The following is a 13,812-nucleotide window of genomic DNA, read 5'->3' as shown; positions in this document are numbered from 1 at the left end:
ATCAAAAACAGTATTGCAGAAAAGGGGGTAACCATAGATGTAAGAGCGAAACCATAAGCAGCCGTTACCGCAGCAATGGATATGCACTCAGCAATCAAGCCTGAAAAAAACAAAAAGCCCACAATATCGTGGGCTTTTGGATGGCAGGCCTGCCGTCAGGCATAACTCCTGAGGGCCACCGGAGGAACGAACGCTTCAAGCTCATCCTCCACGGCTTCGATTATTCGCTCGACGTCGGCGGCGTTCATCACCGTCGAGCAGGGGATACCGGCGATGGCGATCATGGTCTCGCCACTGGCTCGATCAAACAAACGGGCAATCATGCTGCCCGGGGCGTCCATGCTCGCCTCGAAACCCATGGGATGAAAATGCCAGCGCATCAGCTGGCAGGCATTTGGAAAAGTAACCTTGCTGAACCCTTTATTCATGTGTTGCCCGCCTTCTTCATCGAGCGCTTCCGTTAGCTCATGGTAGGAGGGAAGAGCCTTCATTGGCTCAACCAGTGACAGTCTTTAAAAGTAGCAGCTGGATGTGAAAAAAATGTGGATTTTTCAGGCCGTTTGGCAATTGCCGAGATTTTTTTGATTCAGGTCACACACGCTAACGTTTGCGCAATGGCCAGCTCCCGTCAGTCATTGAAGCCGCAGGCAAACTTGGGCAAGCTCGGCACTTTTCGACGAGACCTTACATGCACGCCGAGGATGATGGTCCGCTGCAAACCCAGGCCACCGGCGAGACGGTCATGCGTTACCACCTGCACTGGAAACACCGCGATCTGGACGGGGTCATGGCGCTGTTTCACCCCGACGTCCAATACAGCGATTTTTTCCAGAACCAGGTGATGGGGCTGGCGCAGTTGCGTGACTATGTGCAAAGCAGCATGCCCCGCGACCCGGATGAAGCGCTGGAGCACTCGGATCGCATCCGCCTGGACGGTAACACCGCGTTTATCCAGTACCGCATCACCCTGCGCGGCGGTGAGGGGCTGGTGTCGTTTCGCGCCAGCGAGGCGATCACCGTGAAGGACGGGCTGATCTGGCGCGTCAACGAATATGCTTCACTGGTTCACGAACAGCCAACCGGCAAACAAGCCGGCATCCAGCGCCCGGCGGTCAGCCGGCTGGGCCTGTCGCCGCGTCAGCTGAGCTTCATGGCCGACGACCTGCAACAGTACTTTCAACGCCAGCAACCTTATCTCGACCCGCAGCTCGACCTGCAACGCGTGGCGCAGGAGTGCGGGTACAGTCGCAATCAGATCTCCTATCTGCTCAACCAGGTGCTGGGGCTGAGCTTCTATCGCTATGTCAACCAGGCCCGTCTGCAGCACCTGTTCAACGCCCTGGACAGTGCCATGCCGGCGGTGCGTATCGACGAGTTGGCGTTTGCCGCCGGGTTCAATTCACTGTCGGCGTTCTACAGCTGTTTCCGCCAGCACACGGGCCTGTCGCCCAAGGCCTACGTGAAACAAATTTCCTTGCGTGCCCGCGCGCAAGACAACGCCTGAGCCTGCGCATTAGGATCAACGCCATCGAAGTCTGAGTGACGGAGTCTTGCATGCCGGCGTGGCGCACTATCAGTTTGTGGATGGACCAACTCGACGAGCCGTTGCTGGCGCGTGCGGCGCTGGAACAGGATCTGGACGTCGACGTCGCCATCATCGGCGCGGGGTATACCGGGCTTTGGACCGCGTATTACCTCAAGCGCCAGGCGCCCGACCTGAACATTGTCATTATCGAGGCGCAAACCGCCGGTTTCGGCGCCTCGGGGCGCAACGGCGGGTGGTTGATGGGCAATCTGCTGGGCGAAGACCGGCTGCTCGCCGACTCGTCACCCGAGCAACGCCGAGCCTCTTACGATTTGCTGCATGACATCCCTGATGAAGTAAAAAATGTCATCGAACGTGAAGGTATCGACTGTGATTTTCGAAAAAGTGGCGCGCTTTACTGTGCTGCGCGCTACCCCGAGCAGGAGACCAGCCTGCGCCAGTACCTGGACAAGCTGTACAGCCAGGGTCTCAATGAAAACGAATACCGCTGGTTGAACCCTGACCAGTTGGCGCAGCAGCTTCGCATCGCCAAGCCCTACGGCGCTATCCATGCGCCACACGTCGCGACCCTGCATCCGGCCAAACTGGTCCGGGGGCTGGCGCGCGCGGTCGAGCGCATGGGCGTGCGGATCTACGAGAACAGCCCGGTGAGTCATTGGCAGTCCGGCAGCCTGCGTACGGCCCAGGCCTCGGTGCGCAGCCGCTGGGTGGTGCCTGCGGTGGAAGGCTATGCAGCCAGCTTGCCGCCGCTGGGGCGTTATCAGTTACCGGTGCAAAGCCTGATCGTGGCGACCGAACCCTTGTCGGCTGCCACCTGGGAAGAGATTGGTCTGAGTGATGGCCAGGCGTTCGGCGAAAGCAGCCGCCAGGTGACCTACGGCCAGCGAACGGCAGACAACCGCTTGATCTTCGGCGCCCGTGGCGGTTATCAGTTTGCCGGCAAGCTGCGCCATGACTTTGACCTGACGCGCAGCGAAATTGAACTGCGGCGTTATCTGTTCGGCGAATTGTTCCCACAACTTCGCGATGTGCAGATCACCCATGGCTGGGGCGGCAACCTGGGCATGTCGCGCCGCTTCAAGCCGCACATGCTCTGCGACCCAGCCTGCGGCATCGCCTTGTCCGGCGGTTATGGCGGGGAGGGTGTCGGCGCCAGCAACCTGGGCGGCAGGACCCTTGCCGACCTGATCCTGCAACGTGACACCGAGTTGGTCCGCCAACCGTGGGTGATTGCCCGGGGCGGAATGGACGCGCTCAAGGCCTGGGAGCCCGAACCCTGGCGCTGGCTCGGCTACAACGCGATCATCCGCAGCTTCGTCCACGAGGACCAGACCCTGGCCAACCCGGCCAGCGCACCTTGGCGGCGCAAGCTCGCCAGCGGGGTCGCGGGGTTCATGGAAGGTTTCATGCACTGAGCAGTGCTGCCTTCGATGGACGTGATCAACTGACCGGTTCGACCGTGCACCGCATTGGACCCGCGCCGGGCATCTGCAACAGCGCATCGTTGCCGTCTTGCCAGAAGCTTTGGCTGCCCCTGTAGTCGTTGCCTTTATAGAGGGTTCCTGAGGGGCTCGACACCTGTTCCAGCGTGGTCGAGGTATTGGCCCATTTCAGGTACACCACCGCCGGTTCGACCGTGAAGTACGTGGCGGCCACCAGTGCGCCAAGCCCTGCGCAACGAAACGCCTGCGGGCCTTCGGTGCGCCTGCTTGGGTCCTTGGTCCGGGCAATGGCCGAGCCTTGGCGCAACTGGTGCGCGCGCTCGGCATAGTGGCGCACGGTACATGCCTTGGGATCGGCCTCGACCGCGCACTGATCGCGGGCGAGCAGCCAGAAGCGCTGGTCGATCTCGACCTTGTCCGGTCGCGGCACCGAATGCTCATCGGTGAGCGCCAGGCGATACAGCCGCGTCAGTTCGAGATCCATCTGCGCCAGTCGAGCGTCGCGACAGATAAGCTTTTCAACGGGCTCCCTGGCCGTGGCGCAGTCGAAGCTGGTATTGAACGATCGCGCGGGTGTCGCGGCGCTTGCACCAAGACTCATTGAAGCCCAGGCGCCGACCGCGAGGAGGGAGGTCAAACGAGGCGTGACCATTTTCATTTCGACACCATCATCCGGTCGCACTGGGTCTATCGCAGTGTAAGGCAGTGCTCGAAACCTGCCACATCAGGGGAGCGCAGCAAAAACGCTTCGCGGGCTCAGTCTTCCTGGCGAATCGTACTCACTTCATCGGCCCTGACTCTAACCTTGGCCCCGGAAATATCCTCGAACTCGAAGAAACCGTCCTTGGTCCTGGTTTTTGGCATGTCCTTGGTCAAGTACTGGGTGCCGTTCTGCAGCGTGACCACCGTGGGCGTCGAGCAGCCGGCCAGGGCGATGAAGGCCGCTACTGCCAGGGGGAACCCCAGAGTCCTGATGTTCATAATCACCTCTCATTGTCCGAAAAAACAGTGTGGCTGTCGCAAGCGAATCCAGCTCTCTGGCGATTGGTGCCATGGAACGGCAGAAAGTTCGATGCCCAAGGCAAAAAACCCTTGCAGCGCCGCCGCTTATCCTTTTCCGTTTGCATGGGGCAGGGCGTTGCTGGTATCTGTATGCATAACCAGTGCTCGCTCATCATGGCCCATTTCCCCGTGACCGCAAATCCGCTCGACGATCCGTTCTACTACCTCAACAACTTCATGCAAGTGCTTGATTGGCTTGAGCATCGCTATGCCGACGTGTTGAGCGACGAAGAACGTCGCTTCATTCGCGACTTCAATGACTTGCCCCGCGAGCCGCAGGCGCTGCTGGTCAGGCTGGTCATGCGCAAGGGCATTCATTTCCGCGCCAGCAAGCTGCATTACGTCGAGATCGGTGACATCGCCAACGCAGCCCGTCCGCTACTGGCGCTGGGCTGGCTCGACGAGCACCAGCCGTTACCGGTCGAGGTGCTATTCGAAGTGTTGCTCAAGGCAGAAATACTTCAATGCCTGGGCAACGCCATTGTTCAACCCAAGGGAAAAAAGACCGACTGGCTGCCGGCACTGTGCGAGCAGTTTCCTCAAGCGCAGTCCTTCAACGACTGGTGTCCGGCGTTGAGCGACCGCTTGTTCAGCCTGACCATCATGAGCCTGTGCGATCGCCTGCGCTTGATGTTTTTCGGCAATCTTTACCAGGACTGGTCTGAATTCGTCCTGGCGGACCTGGGCATCTTCACCTATGAAAAAGTCGAGCTTTGCACGCAATCCCGAGGCTTGCGCAGTCGCGAGGACGTCGAAGCCTGCCTGTTCCTCCACCAGTGCCAGCAGCTTTTCTTGGCCGGCGAGGCGGTGGCGGGAATTGTCGAGCAGATCAATAGCCTTGCGCTGAGCAATCCCTGGCTACAGAGGCGTCGCGACAAGCTGCTGTTCCAGATGGGCCAGGCGTGCGAGCGCGCCGGTGATTTCTCCAACGCATTGACCCTGTACCGCGACTGCGCGTATCCCGGTGCACGTTTGCGCATGATCCGTGTGCTGGAACGCTGCGCCGAGTACCAACTGGCCCTGGATCTGGCGTGCCAGGCTGAACAGTCGCCGCAAAACGCCGCCGAGCAGCAACACCTGCTGCGTGTCCTGCCCAGGTTGCGTCGCAAGCTGGGTGGCCCGCCGGTCAAGCGCCCGGCCCCTCGGCAGATGCTGCGCCTGGACCTGCAACTGAGCAGGACCGAGCCCTTGTTATCGGTGGAGGAGTACGTGCAGGCGCACCTGGACGAAGACTCGGCGCCGGTTCATTACGTCGAAAACAGCCTGATCAACTCGCTGTTCGGCCTGCTGTGCTGGCCGGCGATTTTCGCACCGCTGCCGGGGGCGTTTTTCCATCCGTTCCAGCGCGGTCCGGTGGACCTGCTCAGCGAAGACTTCCATAGTCGCCGAGCCGAGTTGTTCCAGGCCTGCCTCGACCAACTCGACGACGGCCGCTACCGTGACACCATCCGTCAGCGCTATGCCCAGAAGTGGGGTGTGCAGTCGCCGTTCGTTTTCTGGGGCGTACTCAGCGACACATTGCTGGAGCAGGCGCTGGACTGCCTGCCCGCCGAACACCTCAAGCACTGGTTCAACCGCTTGTTGCTGGACATCAAGGCCAATCGCGCGGGCATGCCGGACCTGATCCAGTTCTGGCCGCAGGAAAAAACCTACCGCATGATCGAAGTCAAGGGGCCGGGCGATCGCCTGCAGGACAACCAGCTGCGCTGGCTGGAGTTCTGCCAGGAGCACCGGATGCCGATTGCCGTGTGTCATGTGCAATGGGCGGAGCAGGACGCTTGAGCTACAGTATCGCGGCGCGGGCTTTGTGTGAATTCACCGCCAAGGTCGGTGACCTCGACTTGCGCTTCACCCCGTCGCCGACCGCGCTGGAAGGTATCGCCGGGCATCGCACGGTGGCGTCACGGCGCAGTGAGGGCTACCAGAGTGAAGTTGCCCTCGAAGGGACGTATCAGGGCTTGACAGTCAAGGGCAGGGCGGATGGCTACGATGCCGCGCAAAACTGCCTCGAAGAGGTCAAGACCTACCGTGGCGACTTGAGCAAGCAACCGGCCAACCACCGGCAACTGCATTGGGCACAGGCCAAGGTCTATGGCTGGCTGATGTGCCGCAAACTCGATCTGGCGCAGATCAACCTGGCGCTGGTGTATTTCGATATCGTCAGCGAAAAGGAAACCTGTCTGGTCGAGGCATTTGCTGCCTGCGAACTCGAGCAGTTCTTCGAACACCATTGCGGCCTGTTCCTGCACTGGGCCGAACAGGAAGCGGCCCATCGCCAGGGGCGAAACCTTGCGGCACAACAGCTGGCGTTTCCCCATGCCGACTTTCGCCCGGGCCAGCGTCACCTCGCCGAATCGGTGTTCAAGGCTGTCAGCACCGGGCGTTGCCTGATGGCCCAGGCGCCCACGGGGATTGGCAAGACCCTCGGCACCCTGTTTCCACTGCTCAAGGCCCTGGCACCGCAGCAACTGGACAAGCTGTACTTCCTCACGGCGAAAACCCCGGGACGTCAACTGGCTTTGGACGCCGCGCAGGTAATCCTGGCACGCGCCGATGCGCCGCCCCTGCGGGTGCTGGAGATGATCGCCCGGGACAAGGCCTGCGAACATCCGGACAAGGCCTGTCACGGTGAATCCTGCCCGTTGGCCCAAGGTTTTTATGATCGATTGCCGGCGGCGCGCCAGGCCGCCAGCGAGCTGAGCCTGCTGAACCAGGGCGCATTGCGCCAGGTTGCCCTGGAGCATCAGGTCTGCCCGTATTACCTGAGCCAGGAAATGGCGCGCTGGGCCGACGTGGTGGTTGCCGATTACAACTACTACTTCGATTTCAGCGCGCTGTTGTTCGGCCTGGCCCAGGCCAACAACTGGAAAGTCGCGGTGTTGGTCGACGAAGCCCACAATCTGGTGGAACGTGGCCGGCAGATGTACAGCGCCAGTCTCGATCAATCGACCCTCGACGGCGTACGAAAAACCGCCCCCGAGGCGTTGAAAAAACCTCTGCAGCGGGTCAACCGCGAATGGAACGCCCTGCATAACCAGCAACTCGGTGCCTATCAGGCCTACGACAAGGCGCCGGAAAAACTGCTCCAGGCCTTGTCATCGTGCAGCGCCAGCATCGGCGATTACCTGAACGATCATCCCCAGGGACTCGACAGCGCATTACAGCGCTTCTACTTCGACGTGCTGCAGTTCTGTCGAGTGGCCGAGCTCTTTGACCAGCAGTACCTGTTCGACATCAGCAAGCGTGACCTCGAACGCAAGCGCAACCTCTCGCAACTGTGCCTGCGCAACGTGGTGCCCGCCAGCTTCATCGGCCCACGCCTGAGCGCTGCCCGCAGTACCGTGCTGTTCTCGGCGACCCTCAGCCCTCGCCATTACTACGCCGATTTGCTGGGTACCCCGGCGAACACCGTGTGCATCGACGTCGAGTCGCCTTTCCATGCCGATCAGTTGCACGTACGGATCGTCAACCAGATCTCCACGCGTTTCGTTCATCGCCAGGCATCCCTGGCGCCGATCGTCGAGCTGATCGCCCGGCAGTTCCTGCAGCGCCCGGGCAATTACCTGGCGTTCTTCAGCAGCTTCGATTACCTGCAGCAAGTGGCGCAGTTGCTCGCCGAGCGCTATCCCGAAATCAATCTGTGGTCGCAGTCACGGGGCATGGCGGAGGCGAAACGCCAGGCGTTCCTCGAGCGGTTCACCGCCGATGGCCAGGGTGTGGGCTTCGCGGTGCTGGGCGGGGCTTTTGGCGAAGGCATCGATTTGCCAGGTGCACGCTTGATCGGCGCGTTCATCGCCACCCTGGGGCTGGCGCAGCTCAACCCGGTCAACGAGCAGTTCAAGCAGCGCATGGCGGCCATGTTTGGCGCAGGCTACGACTACACTTACCTGTTTCCCGGGGTGCAAAAAGTGGTGCAGGCCGCAGGCCGGGTGATTCGTACACAGCAGGATCAAGGCGTGGTGATGTTGATCGATGACCGGTTTGGCGAGAGCAAGGTCAAGCAATTGCTGCCACGCTGGTGGTCAATCGCGTCGACGGCTGTTCAAATGGATGGTTTATCGCATACTGCAGAAATACAGCACCCGATATGAGGGATCAATGAGAGAAGATCGAACCCGGGCCGGGAGCATTGAAGACAGGCGCCTGCGTCTGCTGATCGATGCGGTGGTTGACTATGCGATCTACATGATTGATCCCGATGGCATCGTTACCAGCTGGAACGCAGGGGCCCGGCGTTTCAAGGGTTACGAGGAGACCGAGATTCTCGGCCAGCATTTCTCGCGCTTCTACACTGAGGAAGATCGTCGTGCCGGTTTGCCCCAGCGGGCCCTGGACACGGCCATGCGCGAGGGGCGTTTCGAGGGCGAAGGCTGGCGTGTGCGCAAGGACGGCACGCATTTCTGGTGTCATGTGGTGATCGATCCGATCTACGATCCGGCGGGCACGCTCCTGGGATTTGCCAAGATCACCCGTGACCTGACCGATCGCAAGATGGCCGAAGAGACCCTCAAGCAAAGCGAACAACAGTTTCGGCTACTGGTGCAAAGCGTCACCGACTACGCCATCTACATGCTTGCCCCGGATGGCCGCGTGACCAACTGGAACCTGGGGGCCCAGCGCATCAAGGGTTACTTGCCCGAAGAAGTCATTGGCCGGCATTTTTCGATGTTCTACACCCCTGAAGACCAGGCTGCCGGCTTGCCAAACCGGGCACTGGAGACTGCGAAGCGTGAGGGGCGTTTCGAGAACAAGGGATGGCGGGTGCGCAAGGATGGCACCAGGTTCCTGGCCCATGTCGTGGTCGACCCGATCTGGGGGGACACCGGTACCTTGCTCGGCTTTGCCAAGATCACCCGCGACATCACCGAAGCGACCCAGGCGCAGCAGGCGCTTGAACAAACTCGCGAGGCGCTGTTCCAGGCGCAGAAGATGCAAGCCATCGGCCAGCTCAGCGGCGGGATTGCTCACGACTTCAACAATTTGCTGACCGTCATTCTGGGCAATCTGGAAATCGTGCGCAAACGCCTGGCCGATGACCCGAAAATCATCCGTTTGCTCGACAACGCCACCCAGGGCGCATTGCGCGGCGTGTCCCTGACCCAGCGCATGCTGGCCTTTGCCAGGAAGCAGGAGCTCAAGTCCGAACCGGTGGAACTCCCCGTGCTGGTGCAAGGGATCAGCGGACTGCTGCGCAGCTCACTCGGGCCTGCCGTGGCACTGGAAACCCTTTTTCCAGCGCAGCTCGAGCCGGTCCTGGCCGACGTCAACCAGCTCGAACTGGCGGTGCTGAACCTGGCCACCAACGCCCGCGATGCCATGCCCAATGGCGGGAAAATCGTCATCAGTGCTTGCGCCGAAACCGTTGCTGATCAATCCCGATCGCCTGCGCTGAAGGGACGTTATGTATGCCTGAGTATCACCGACACCGGCGAAGGAATGGATGAAGCGACACTGGCCTCGGCCATGGACCCGTTCTTCACCACCAAAGGGCTTGGCAAGGGCACCGGGCTGGGGTTGTCGATGGTCCATGGCTTCATCGAGCAACTGGGTGGGCGATTCATCCTCAAGAGCCAGAAAAACCAGGGCACTACCGCAGAGCTTTGGTTACCCGTGGCCTCGGAAGGCTCGATTTCGGGCCCCCTTGTCGAGGAGCCGACAGCGCCGGAAGTGCCTCGGCTGTGCATCCTGGTGGTGGACGACGACAGCCTGGTGTTGACCAGCACCTGCCTGTTGCTCGAGGATCTCGGTCACCGGGTGATCACCGCGACGTCCGGCGCCCAGGGGCTGGACCAGTTCGAGAACAATCCGACGATCGATCTTGTCATCACCGACATGGCCATGCCGCACATGAGCGGCGCGCAACTGGCGGAGGCCATCCGCACGCGCAATCCCAGAGTGCCGATCATCCTGGCCACCGGTTATGCCGAGCGACTGGAAGGGTTTGCGGCCAGGTTGCCGCGGTTGTCCAAGCCGTTTACCCAGTTGAATCTGGTGGAGATCATTGCTTCGGCCATGTAGACACCGTCCTCTGTGCCACCGCGTTTTTTTGTAGGAGCCCGGCTTGCCGGCGAAGGCGTCCTTGAACATGGCATTGCTCTTACGGACGCCTTCGCCGGCAAGCCGGGCTCCTACAGGTTTGGGTCGCCGCCGTTACAAAACATCTAACCATCAAGCAGCCATATGCGAACCGTCGTGTTCCTTTTTCAGGCGGGCCTTGAGGGTCTCCATTTTTTCCCCCAGCTCATCCAGCGCCGCTTTACCTAGCAGCTTTTTAGCCTGGGGAAACATCTCGGTCTCTTCCTCTTCAATGTGATGTTCGAGCAGTTCCTTGACCACCTTGACGCGACCGGCGAACTCCGGCGTGGACGGGTCGGTGACTTTCAGGTCCGGCAGCACCAGGGAATCCACGGTACGGTGTTCTTCCTTGGCTTCGTAATACATGACGTCCTGCTCCTTGCCACCGGCTTCCTTGTAGGCCGGGTACAGGACGTCTTCTTCCAGGCGGGTATGGATCGCGATTTCCATTTCCAGCTTTGCCAGCAGCTCGGCACGCTTTTTCAGGCCGCGTTCGGTGGATTCGCTCAGTTGGCTGAGGATGCCTTTTACGCGTTCATGATCGGCTTTCAACAGGTCTAGGGCATTCATGGTTGAGTCTCTCCAGATTGAGGGCAGCTCGAACGGTTTTCACCGCAGGACACTCATCGTTGTGGAGCATTTGTCGTGCCGCTTTGATGCCGCTGGAAAGAGTCAAAAAATCAAAGAGATATAAGCACTAATGGCCAATAGGCGCCATGCAGGCTGCATGACTCAGGGCTTTGATTCATGCACTTCGCCACGGCAAGGATCGATTAGGTGGATGGCTGCTTTTGCCGTTCATAGTGGGCAAGGATCGGTTGGGTGCTGATCCCGTGAATCAGAATGCTCAAGGCGACCACGCACAGCGTGAGGTCGGTGCACAAGGTGGCCATCGACGGCGCCAGGTCGTGATTGAGGGCATAGAAGAGGTAGTAGAAACTACCGATGCCGCGAATCCCGAACCAGCCGATCAACAGCCGCTGCTTGCGGTCAAGCAAGGTGCCCCAGGGTGCCAGGCCGACAATCAGCGGCCGGATCACGCAAAACAGCACCAGTGCAATCGGCAGCGCGCGCCAGTCCCAATGACCCACCAGCACCACCCCGAGCAACGTCACCAGGAACACCTCCATGGCCCGTTCGACCAGGCTGCCGAAAGACAGCATGTCGCCGATCATGATCCCGGCCGCTACCTGCGCTTCTTCCAGGTTCGTCACATCACCATGCACGGCGGCATCAGGCTCGACGTTCTGATGACCGACCACCGGCTGTACCAAATGCTCGGCCGGCGTCTGCAAGTGCCCCATGGATTTGACCTCCGCCCGACGCAACCCCAGGCCCGCCGCGAACACCGACAGGAAACCGTAGCCATGCACCGACTCGGCCGCGACATACGCCAGGGCGATCAGGGCAAAAGTCAGGTAGTCGTTGGGCGACAGGGTGCTGTCGGCGTTCCTGATGCGCATCGACAACGTCAGGCGCCCGATCACACGGCCCATGCCGTAGCCGACCAGCAAGCCAGCGGGCACCGCCCACAGCAGGCGCTTGAGCGCCCAGTCATCGAGCCAGGCGGTGGAAGCACCGCCGCCTTGCTCGATCAACAGCAAGCCCAGGATCACGAAGGGAAAGGCAATGCCATCGTTGAGCCCGGCCTCGCCGGACAGGCCGAAACGAACCGCGTCGACGTCCTTGGCGTCGTTGACCTGCACCAGCGAGGCCAGTACCGGGTCGGTGGGGGCCAGAATCGCGCCGATCAGCAACGACGGCCCCCACGGCAGGTCAAAGGCGTAATGCAGCAATAGGCAGACGCCGATGATGGTCAGGACCATGACCGGTCCCGCCAGCCCGAAAGCCACGCGCCACCTACGGTCCCTGAGGGGCAGGCGCAGCTTGAGTCCGCAGACGAACAACGAAAAGAGCACCGCGACTTCCGTCAAGTGCTCCATCCAGTACGCGGCCTCCTTGATGTCCAGCCTGAGCCAGCCCAGCCCCGCCGGCCCGATGACCACCCCCAATGCCAGGCAGACGGCCGAGGTGGTCACCGGCATCCAGCGCAGGTAGGACGAGGTCAGTGCCAGCGTCAGCAGCACGGCACCCAGCACCGCGACCCAGGCAATGAAGCTCATGGCCCGGGGATCATTGGCTGACGATAGCGCGCAAAAGGCGGCTACCTCGCCCAGGATTGCCCGCTTGTTCTTCCTGGCGAATCTCCCTCCACGGGGAGTTCGGCTGAGTGAACCGTTTGACGACAGGTGCGGACATGACGATCTCCAGGAGTCGAAAGGCGCGCCAGGGTGGGCCTATACAGTATTGAGTGTTAGAGGGATGGCCTGGTTCCACTTTGCAGGATCACAGGATCGGCTTGCCCCCGGTCACCCCAAAGCGCTGACCGGTGATGTAGCTGCCTTCATCCGAGGCCAACAGCACGTAAATCGGCGCCACTTCCACCGGCTGGCCCGGGCGGCCAAGCGGGGTATTGGCGCCGAAGTTCTGTACGGTTTCCTCGGACATGGTCGAGACGATCAGCGGCGTCCAGATCGGTCCCGGCGCCACGCTGTTGACCCGGATATTCTTCGGTCCGAGCATTTGCGCCAGGCCGGCGGTGAAGTTGGCGATCGCGCCCTTGGTCGTGGCATACGCCAGCAGGGTGGGGTTGGGCATGTCGGAGTTGACCGAGCTGGTGTTGATGATCGAACTGCCGGGTTGCATGTGTTTGAGCGCCGCCTGGCAAATCCTGAACATGGCGGTGATGTTGACGTCGAAGGTCATCGCCCATTCTTCGTCGGGGATGTCCTCGAGGTTTTCGTGGGTCATCTGGAACGCAGCATTGTTGACCAGGATGTCGATGCGGCCGAAACGCTCGACCGTTTTCTCCACCAGGGCCCGGCAGTGCACCTTGTGCGCCAGGTCGCCCGGCAGGAGCAGGCATTGGCGGCCGGCCTGTTCAACCCAGCGTGCGGTTTCTTGCGCGTCTTCCTGCTCATCAAGGTAGGCCGCGGCCACGTCGGCACCTTCACGGGCGAACGCAATGGCCACCGCGCGGCCTATGCCGCTGTCGGCCCCGGTAACCAGGGCGATCTTGCCGTTCAATCGACCCGAACCTTTGTAGCTCTGCTCGCCACAGTCCGGGTACGGGTCCATTTTGCGCTGGGAGCCGGGGACGGGTTGGTGTTGTTTGGGGAAGGGTGGTTTGGGGTAATCGTTCATCGTCGCTCTCCGCATTCAAGGTTGGGCGGTCAAAGGGTTGACCCTGGCCTTTTGGGTGGAGTTCGGTTGGATGGCGGCCCATTGAAATCCTTGCTTGTTATCGGAGTACATATCCATTCCTGCGGTAACGGCCACCTTGGGTTTCGCCCTTACTGTAGGAGCCCGGCTTGCCGGCGAAGGCGTCCTGACAGACGATGATTGTCTTTCAGGCGTACATATCCATTCCTGCGGTTACGGCCACTTAGGGTTTCGCTCTTACTGTAGGAACCCGGCTTGCCGGCGAAGGCGTCCTGACAGACGATGATTGTCTTTCAGGCGTACATATCCATTCCTCCGGTTACGGCCACTTATGGTTTCGCCCTTACGGCGAGTCACTTGGAAAAACGGAACGCCGCCCGGCCCTAAGTAACCAAGGGCTCTTGCCCCTGGCGTTCGGTGCCTCGCTAATGCTCGGCATACCCTCGCTCCGGTCCTGCTCCGTGG

Annotated in this window: 11 protein-coding genes; 5 read left to right on the top strand and 6 right to left on the bottom strand. The window is 60.8% G+C overall.

Annotation, left to right across the window (positions count from 1 at the left end; translation table 11 throughout):
• Positions 1–155: 155 nt before the first annotated feature.
• The gene (locus HFK74_RS18335) at positions 156–428 is read right to left on the bottom strand and encodes a DUF1652 domain-containing protein (protein WP_180204671.1); all 273 of its coding nucleotides are present in this window, start codon (positions 426–428) and stop codon (positions 156–158) included.
• 260 nt (positions 429–688) lie between these two features.
• Here HFK74_RS18335 and HFK74_RS18330 point away from each other — a divergent pair, with 260 nt between their 5' ends.
• Entirely contained in the window at positions 689–1,504 is an 816-nt protein-coding gene (locus HFK74_RS18330) for an AraC family transcriptional regulator (RefSeq protein WP_180204670.1), read from the top strand.
• A gap of 50 nt (positions 1,505–1,554) precedes the next feature.
• The gene (locus tag HFK74_RS18325; protein ID WP_180204669.1) at positions 1,555–2,961 is read left to right on the top strand and encodes an FAD-binding oxidoreductase; all 1,407 of its coding nucleotides are present in this window, start codon (positions 1,555–1,557) and stop codon (positions 2,959–2,961) included.
• 25 nt (positions 2,962–2,986) lie between these two features.
• On the opposite strand, the gene HFK74_RS18320 is transcribed toward HFK74_RS18325, so the two are convergent.
• Both HFK74_RS18320 and HFK74_RS18315 read right to left on the bottom strand, forming a co-directional pair.
• The gene (locus HFK74_RS18320) at positions 2,987–3,646 is read right to left on the bottom strand and encodes an MliC family protein (protein WP_180204668.1); all 660 of its coding nucleotides are present in this window, start codon (positions 3,644–3,646) and stop codon (positions 2,987–2,989) included.
• Between the two features lie 98 nt (positions 3,647–3,744).
• Complete coding sequence (locus HFK74_RS18315) at positions 3,745–3,969, bottom strand: YgdI/YgdR family lipoprotein (protein ID WP_180204667.1); 225 nt, start codon at positions 3,967–3,969, stop codon at positions 3,745–3,747.
• Positions 3,970–4,164: 195 nt separating this feature from the next.
• Between HFK74_RS18315 and HFK74_RS18310 the strand changes: the two genes are divergently transcribed.
• Genes HFK74_RS18310 through HFK74_RS18300 form a run of 3 tightly spaced genes read left to right on the top strand, consistent with a single transcriptional unit; the run spans position 4,165 to position 10,068 of the window.
• A complete protein-coding gene (locus tag HFK74_RS18310; RefSeq protein WP_180204666.1) occupies positions 4,165–5,832 on the top strand; it encodes a VRR-NUC domain-containing protein in 1,668 nt (555 codons plus the stop codon).
• Entirely contained in the window at positions 5,829–8,141 is a 2,313-nt protein-coding gene (locus tag HFK74_RS18305; protein WP_180204665.1) for an ATP-dependent DNA helicase, read from the top strand. The genes HFK74_RS18310 and HFK74_RS18305 overlap by 4 nt, the downstream gene beginning before the upstream one ends.
• Before the next feature lie 7 nt (positions 8,142–8,148).
• On the top strand, positions 8,149–10,068 hold the full coding sequence (locus HFK74_RS18300; RefSeq protein ID WP_180204664.1) for a PAS domain-containing sensor histidine kinase: 1,920 nt from the start codon (positions 8,149–8,151) through the stop codon (positions 10,066–10,068).
• A gap of 150 nt (positions 10,069–10,218) precedes the next feature.
• Here HFK74_RS18300 and HFK74_RS18295 read toward each other — a convergent pair whose 3' ends face one another.
• From HFK74_RS18295 to HFK74_RS18285, 3 genes are all read right to left on the bottom strand, one after another.
• Positions 10,219–10,695 (bottom strand): hemerythrin domain-containing protein, encoded by a 477-nt coding sequence (locus tag HFK74_RS18295; RefSeq protein ID WP_180204663.1) that lies wholly within the window; start codon positions 10,693–10,695, stop codon positions 10,219–10,221.
• Positions 10,696–10,898: 203 nt separating this feature from the next.
• Positions 10,899–12,248 carry a sodium:proton antiporter gene (locus HFK74_RS18290; RefSeq protein ID WP_180204662.1) on the bottom strand — a complete coding sequence of 450 codons (1,350 nt, stop codon included), beginning with the start codon at positions 12,246–12,248 and terminating at the stop codon, positions 10,899–10,901.
• Between the two features lie 223 nt (positions 12,249–12,471).
• Positions 12,472–13,329 (bottom strand): SDR family oxidoreductase, encoded by an 858-nt coding sequence (locus tag HFK74_RS18285; RefSeq protein ID WP_180204661.1) that lies wholly within the window; start codon positions 13,327–13,329, stop codon positions 12,472–12,474.
• Positions 13,330–13,812 lie beyond the last annotated feature (483 nt).

This window comes from Pseudomonas sp. SbOxS1 (assembly GCF_013416725.1).
Lineage (GTDB): Bacteria > Pseudomonadota > Gammaproteobacteria > Pseudomonadales > Pseudomonadaceae > Aquipseudomonas.
Note: the sequence above shows the minus strand (reverse complement) of the source record. Positions and strands in the feature narration are given on the sequence as shown.

Coding starts and splice junctions, on each gene's coding strand:
- HFK74_RS18335 (WP_180204671.1), bottom strand. CDS start 428: ATGAATAAAGGGTTCAGCAAGGTTACTTTTCCAAATGCCTGCCAGCTG.
- HFK74_RS18330 (WP_180204670.1), top strand. CDS start 689: ATGCACGCCGAGGATGATGGTCCGCTGCAAACCCAGGCCACCGGCGAG.
- HFK74_RS18325 (WP_180204669.1), top strand. CDS start 1,555: ATGCCGGCGTGGCGCACTATCAGTTTGTGGATGGACCAACTCGACGAG.
- HFK74_RS18320 (WP_180204668.1), bottom strand. CDS start 3,646: ATGAAAATGGTCACGCCTCGTTTGACCTCCCTCCTCGCGGTCGGCGCC.
- HFK74_RS18315 (WP_180204667.1), bottom strand. CDS start 3,969: ATGAACATCAGGACTCTGGGGTTCCCCCTGGCAGTAGCGGCCTTCATC.
- HFK74_RS18310 (WP_180204666.1), top strand. CDS start 4,165: ATGGCCCATTTCCCCGTGACCGCAAATCCGCTCGACGATCCGTTCTAC.
- HFK74_RS18300 (WP_180204664.1), top strand. CDS start 8,149: ATGAGAGAAGATCGAACCCGGGCCGGGAGCATTGAAGACAGGCGCCTG.
- HFK74_RS18295 (WP_180204663.1), bottom strand. CDS start 10,695: ATGAATGCCCTAGACCTGTTGAAAGCCGATCATGAACGCGTAAAAGGC.
- HFK74_RS18290 (WP_180204662.1), bottom strand. CDS start 12,248: ATGAGCTTCATTGCCTGGGTCGCGGTGCTGGGTGCCGTGCTGCTGACG.
- HFK74_RS18285 (WP_180204661.1), bottom strand. CDS start 13,329: ATGAACGATTACCCCAAACCACCCTTCCCCAAACAACACCAACCCGTC.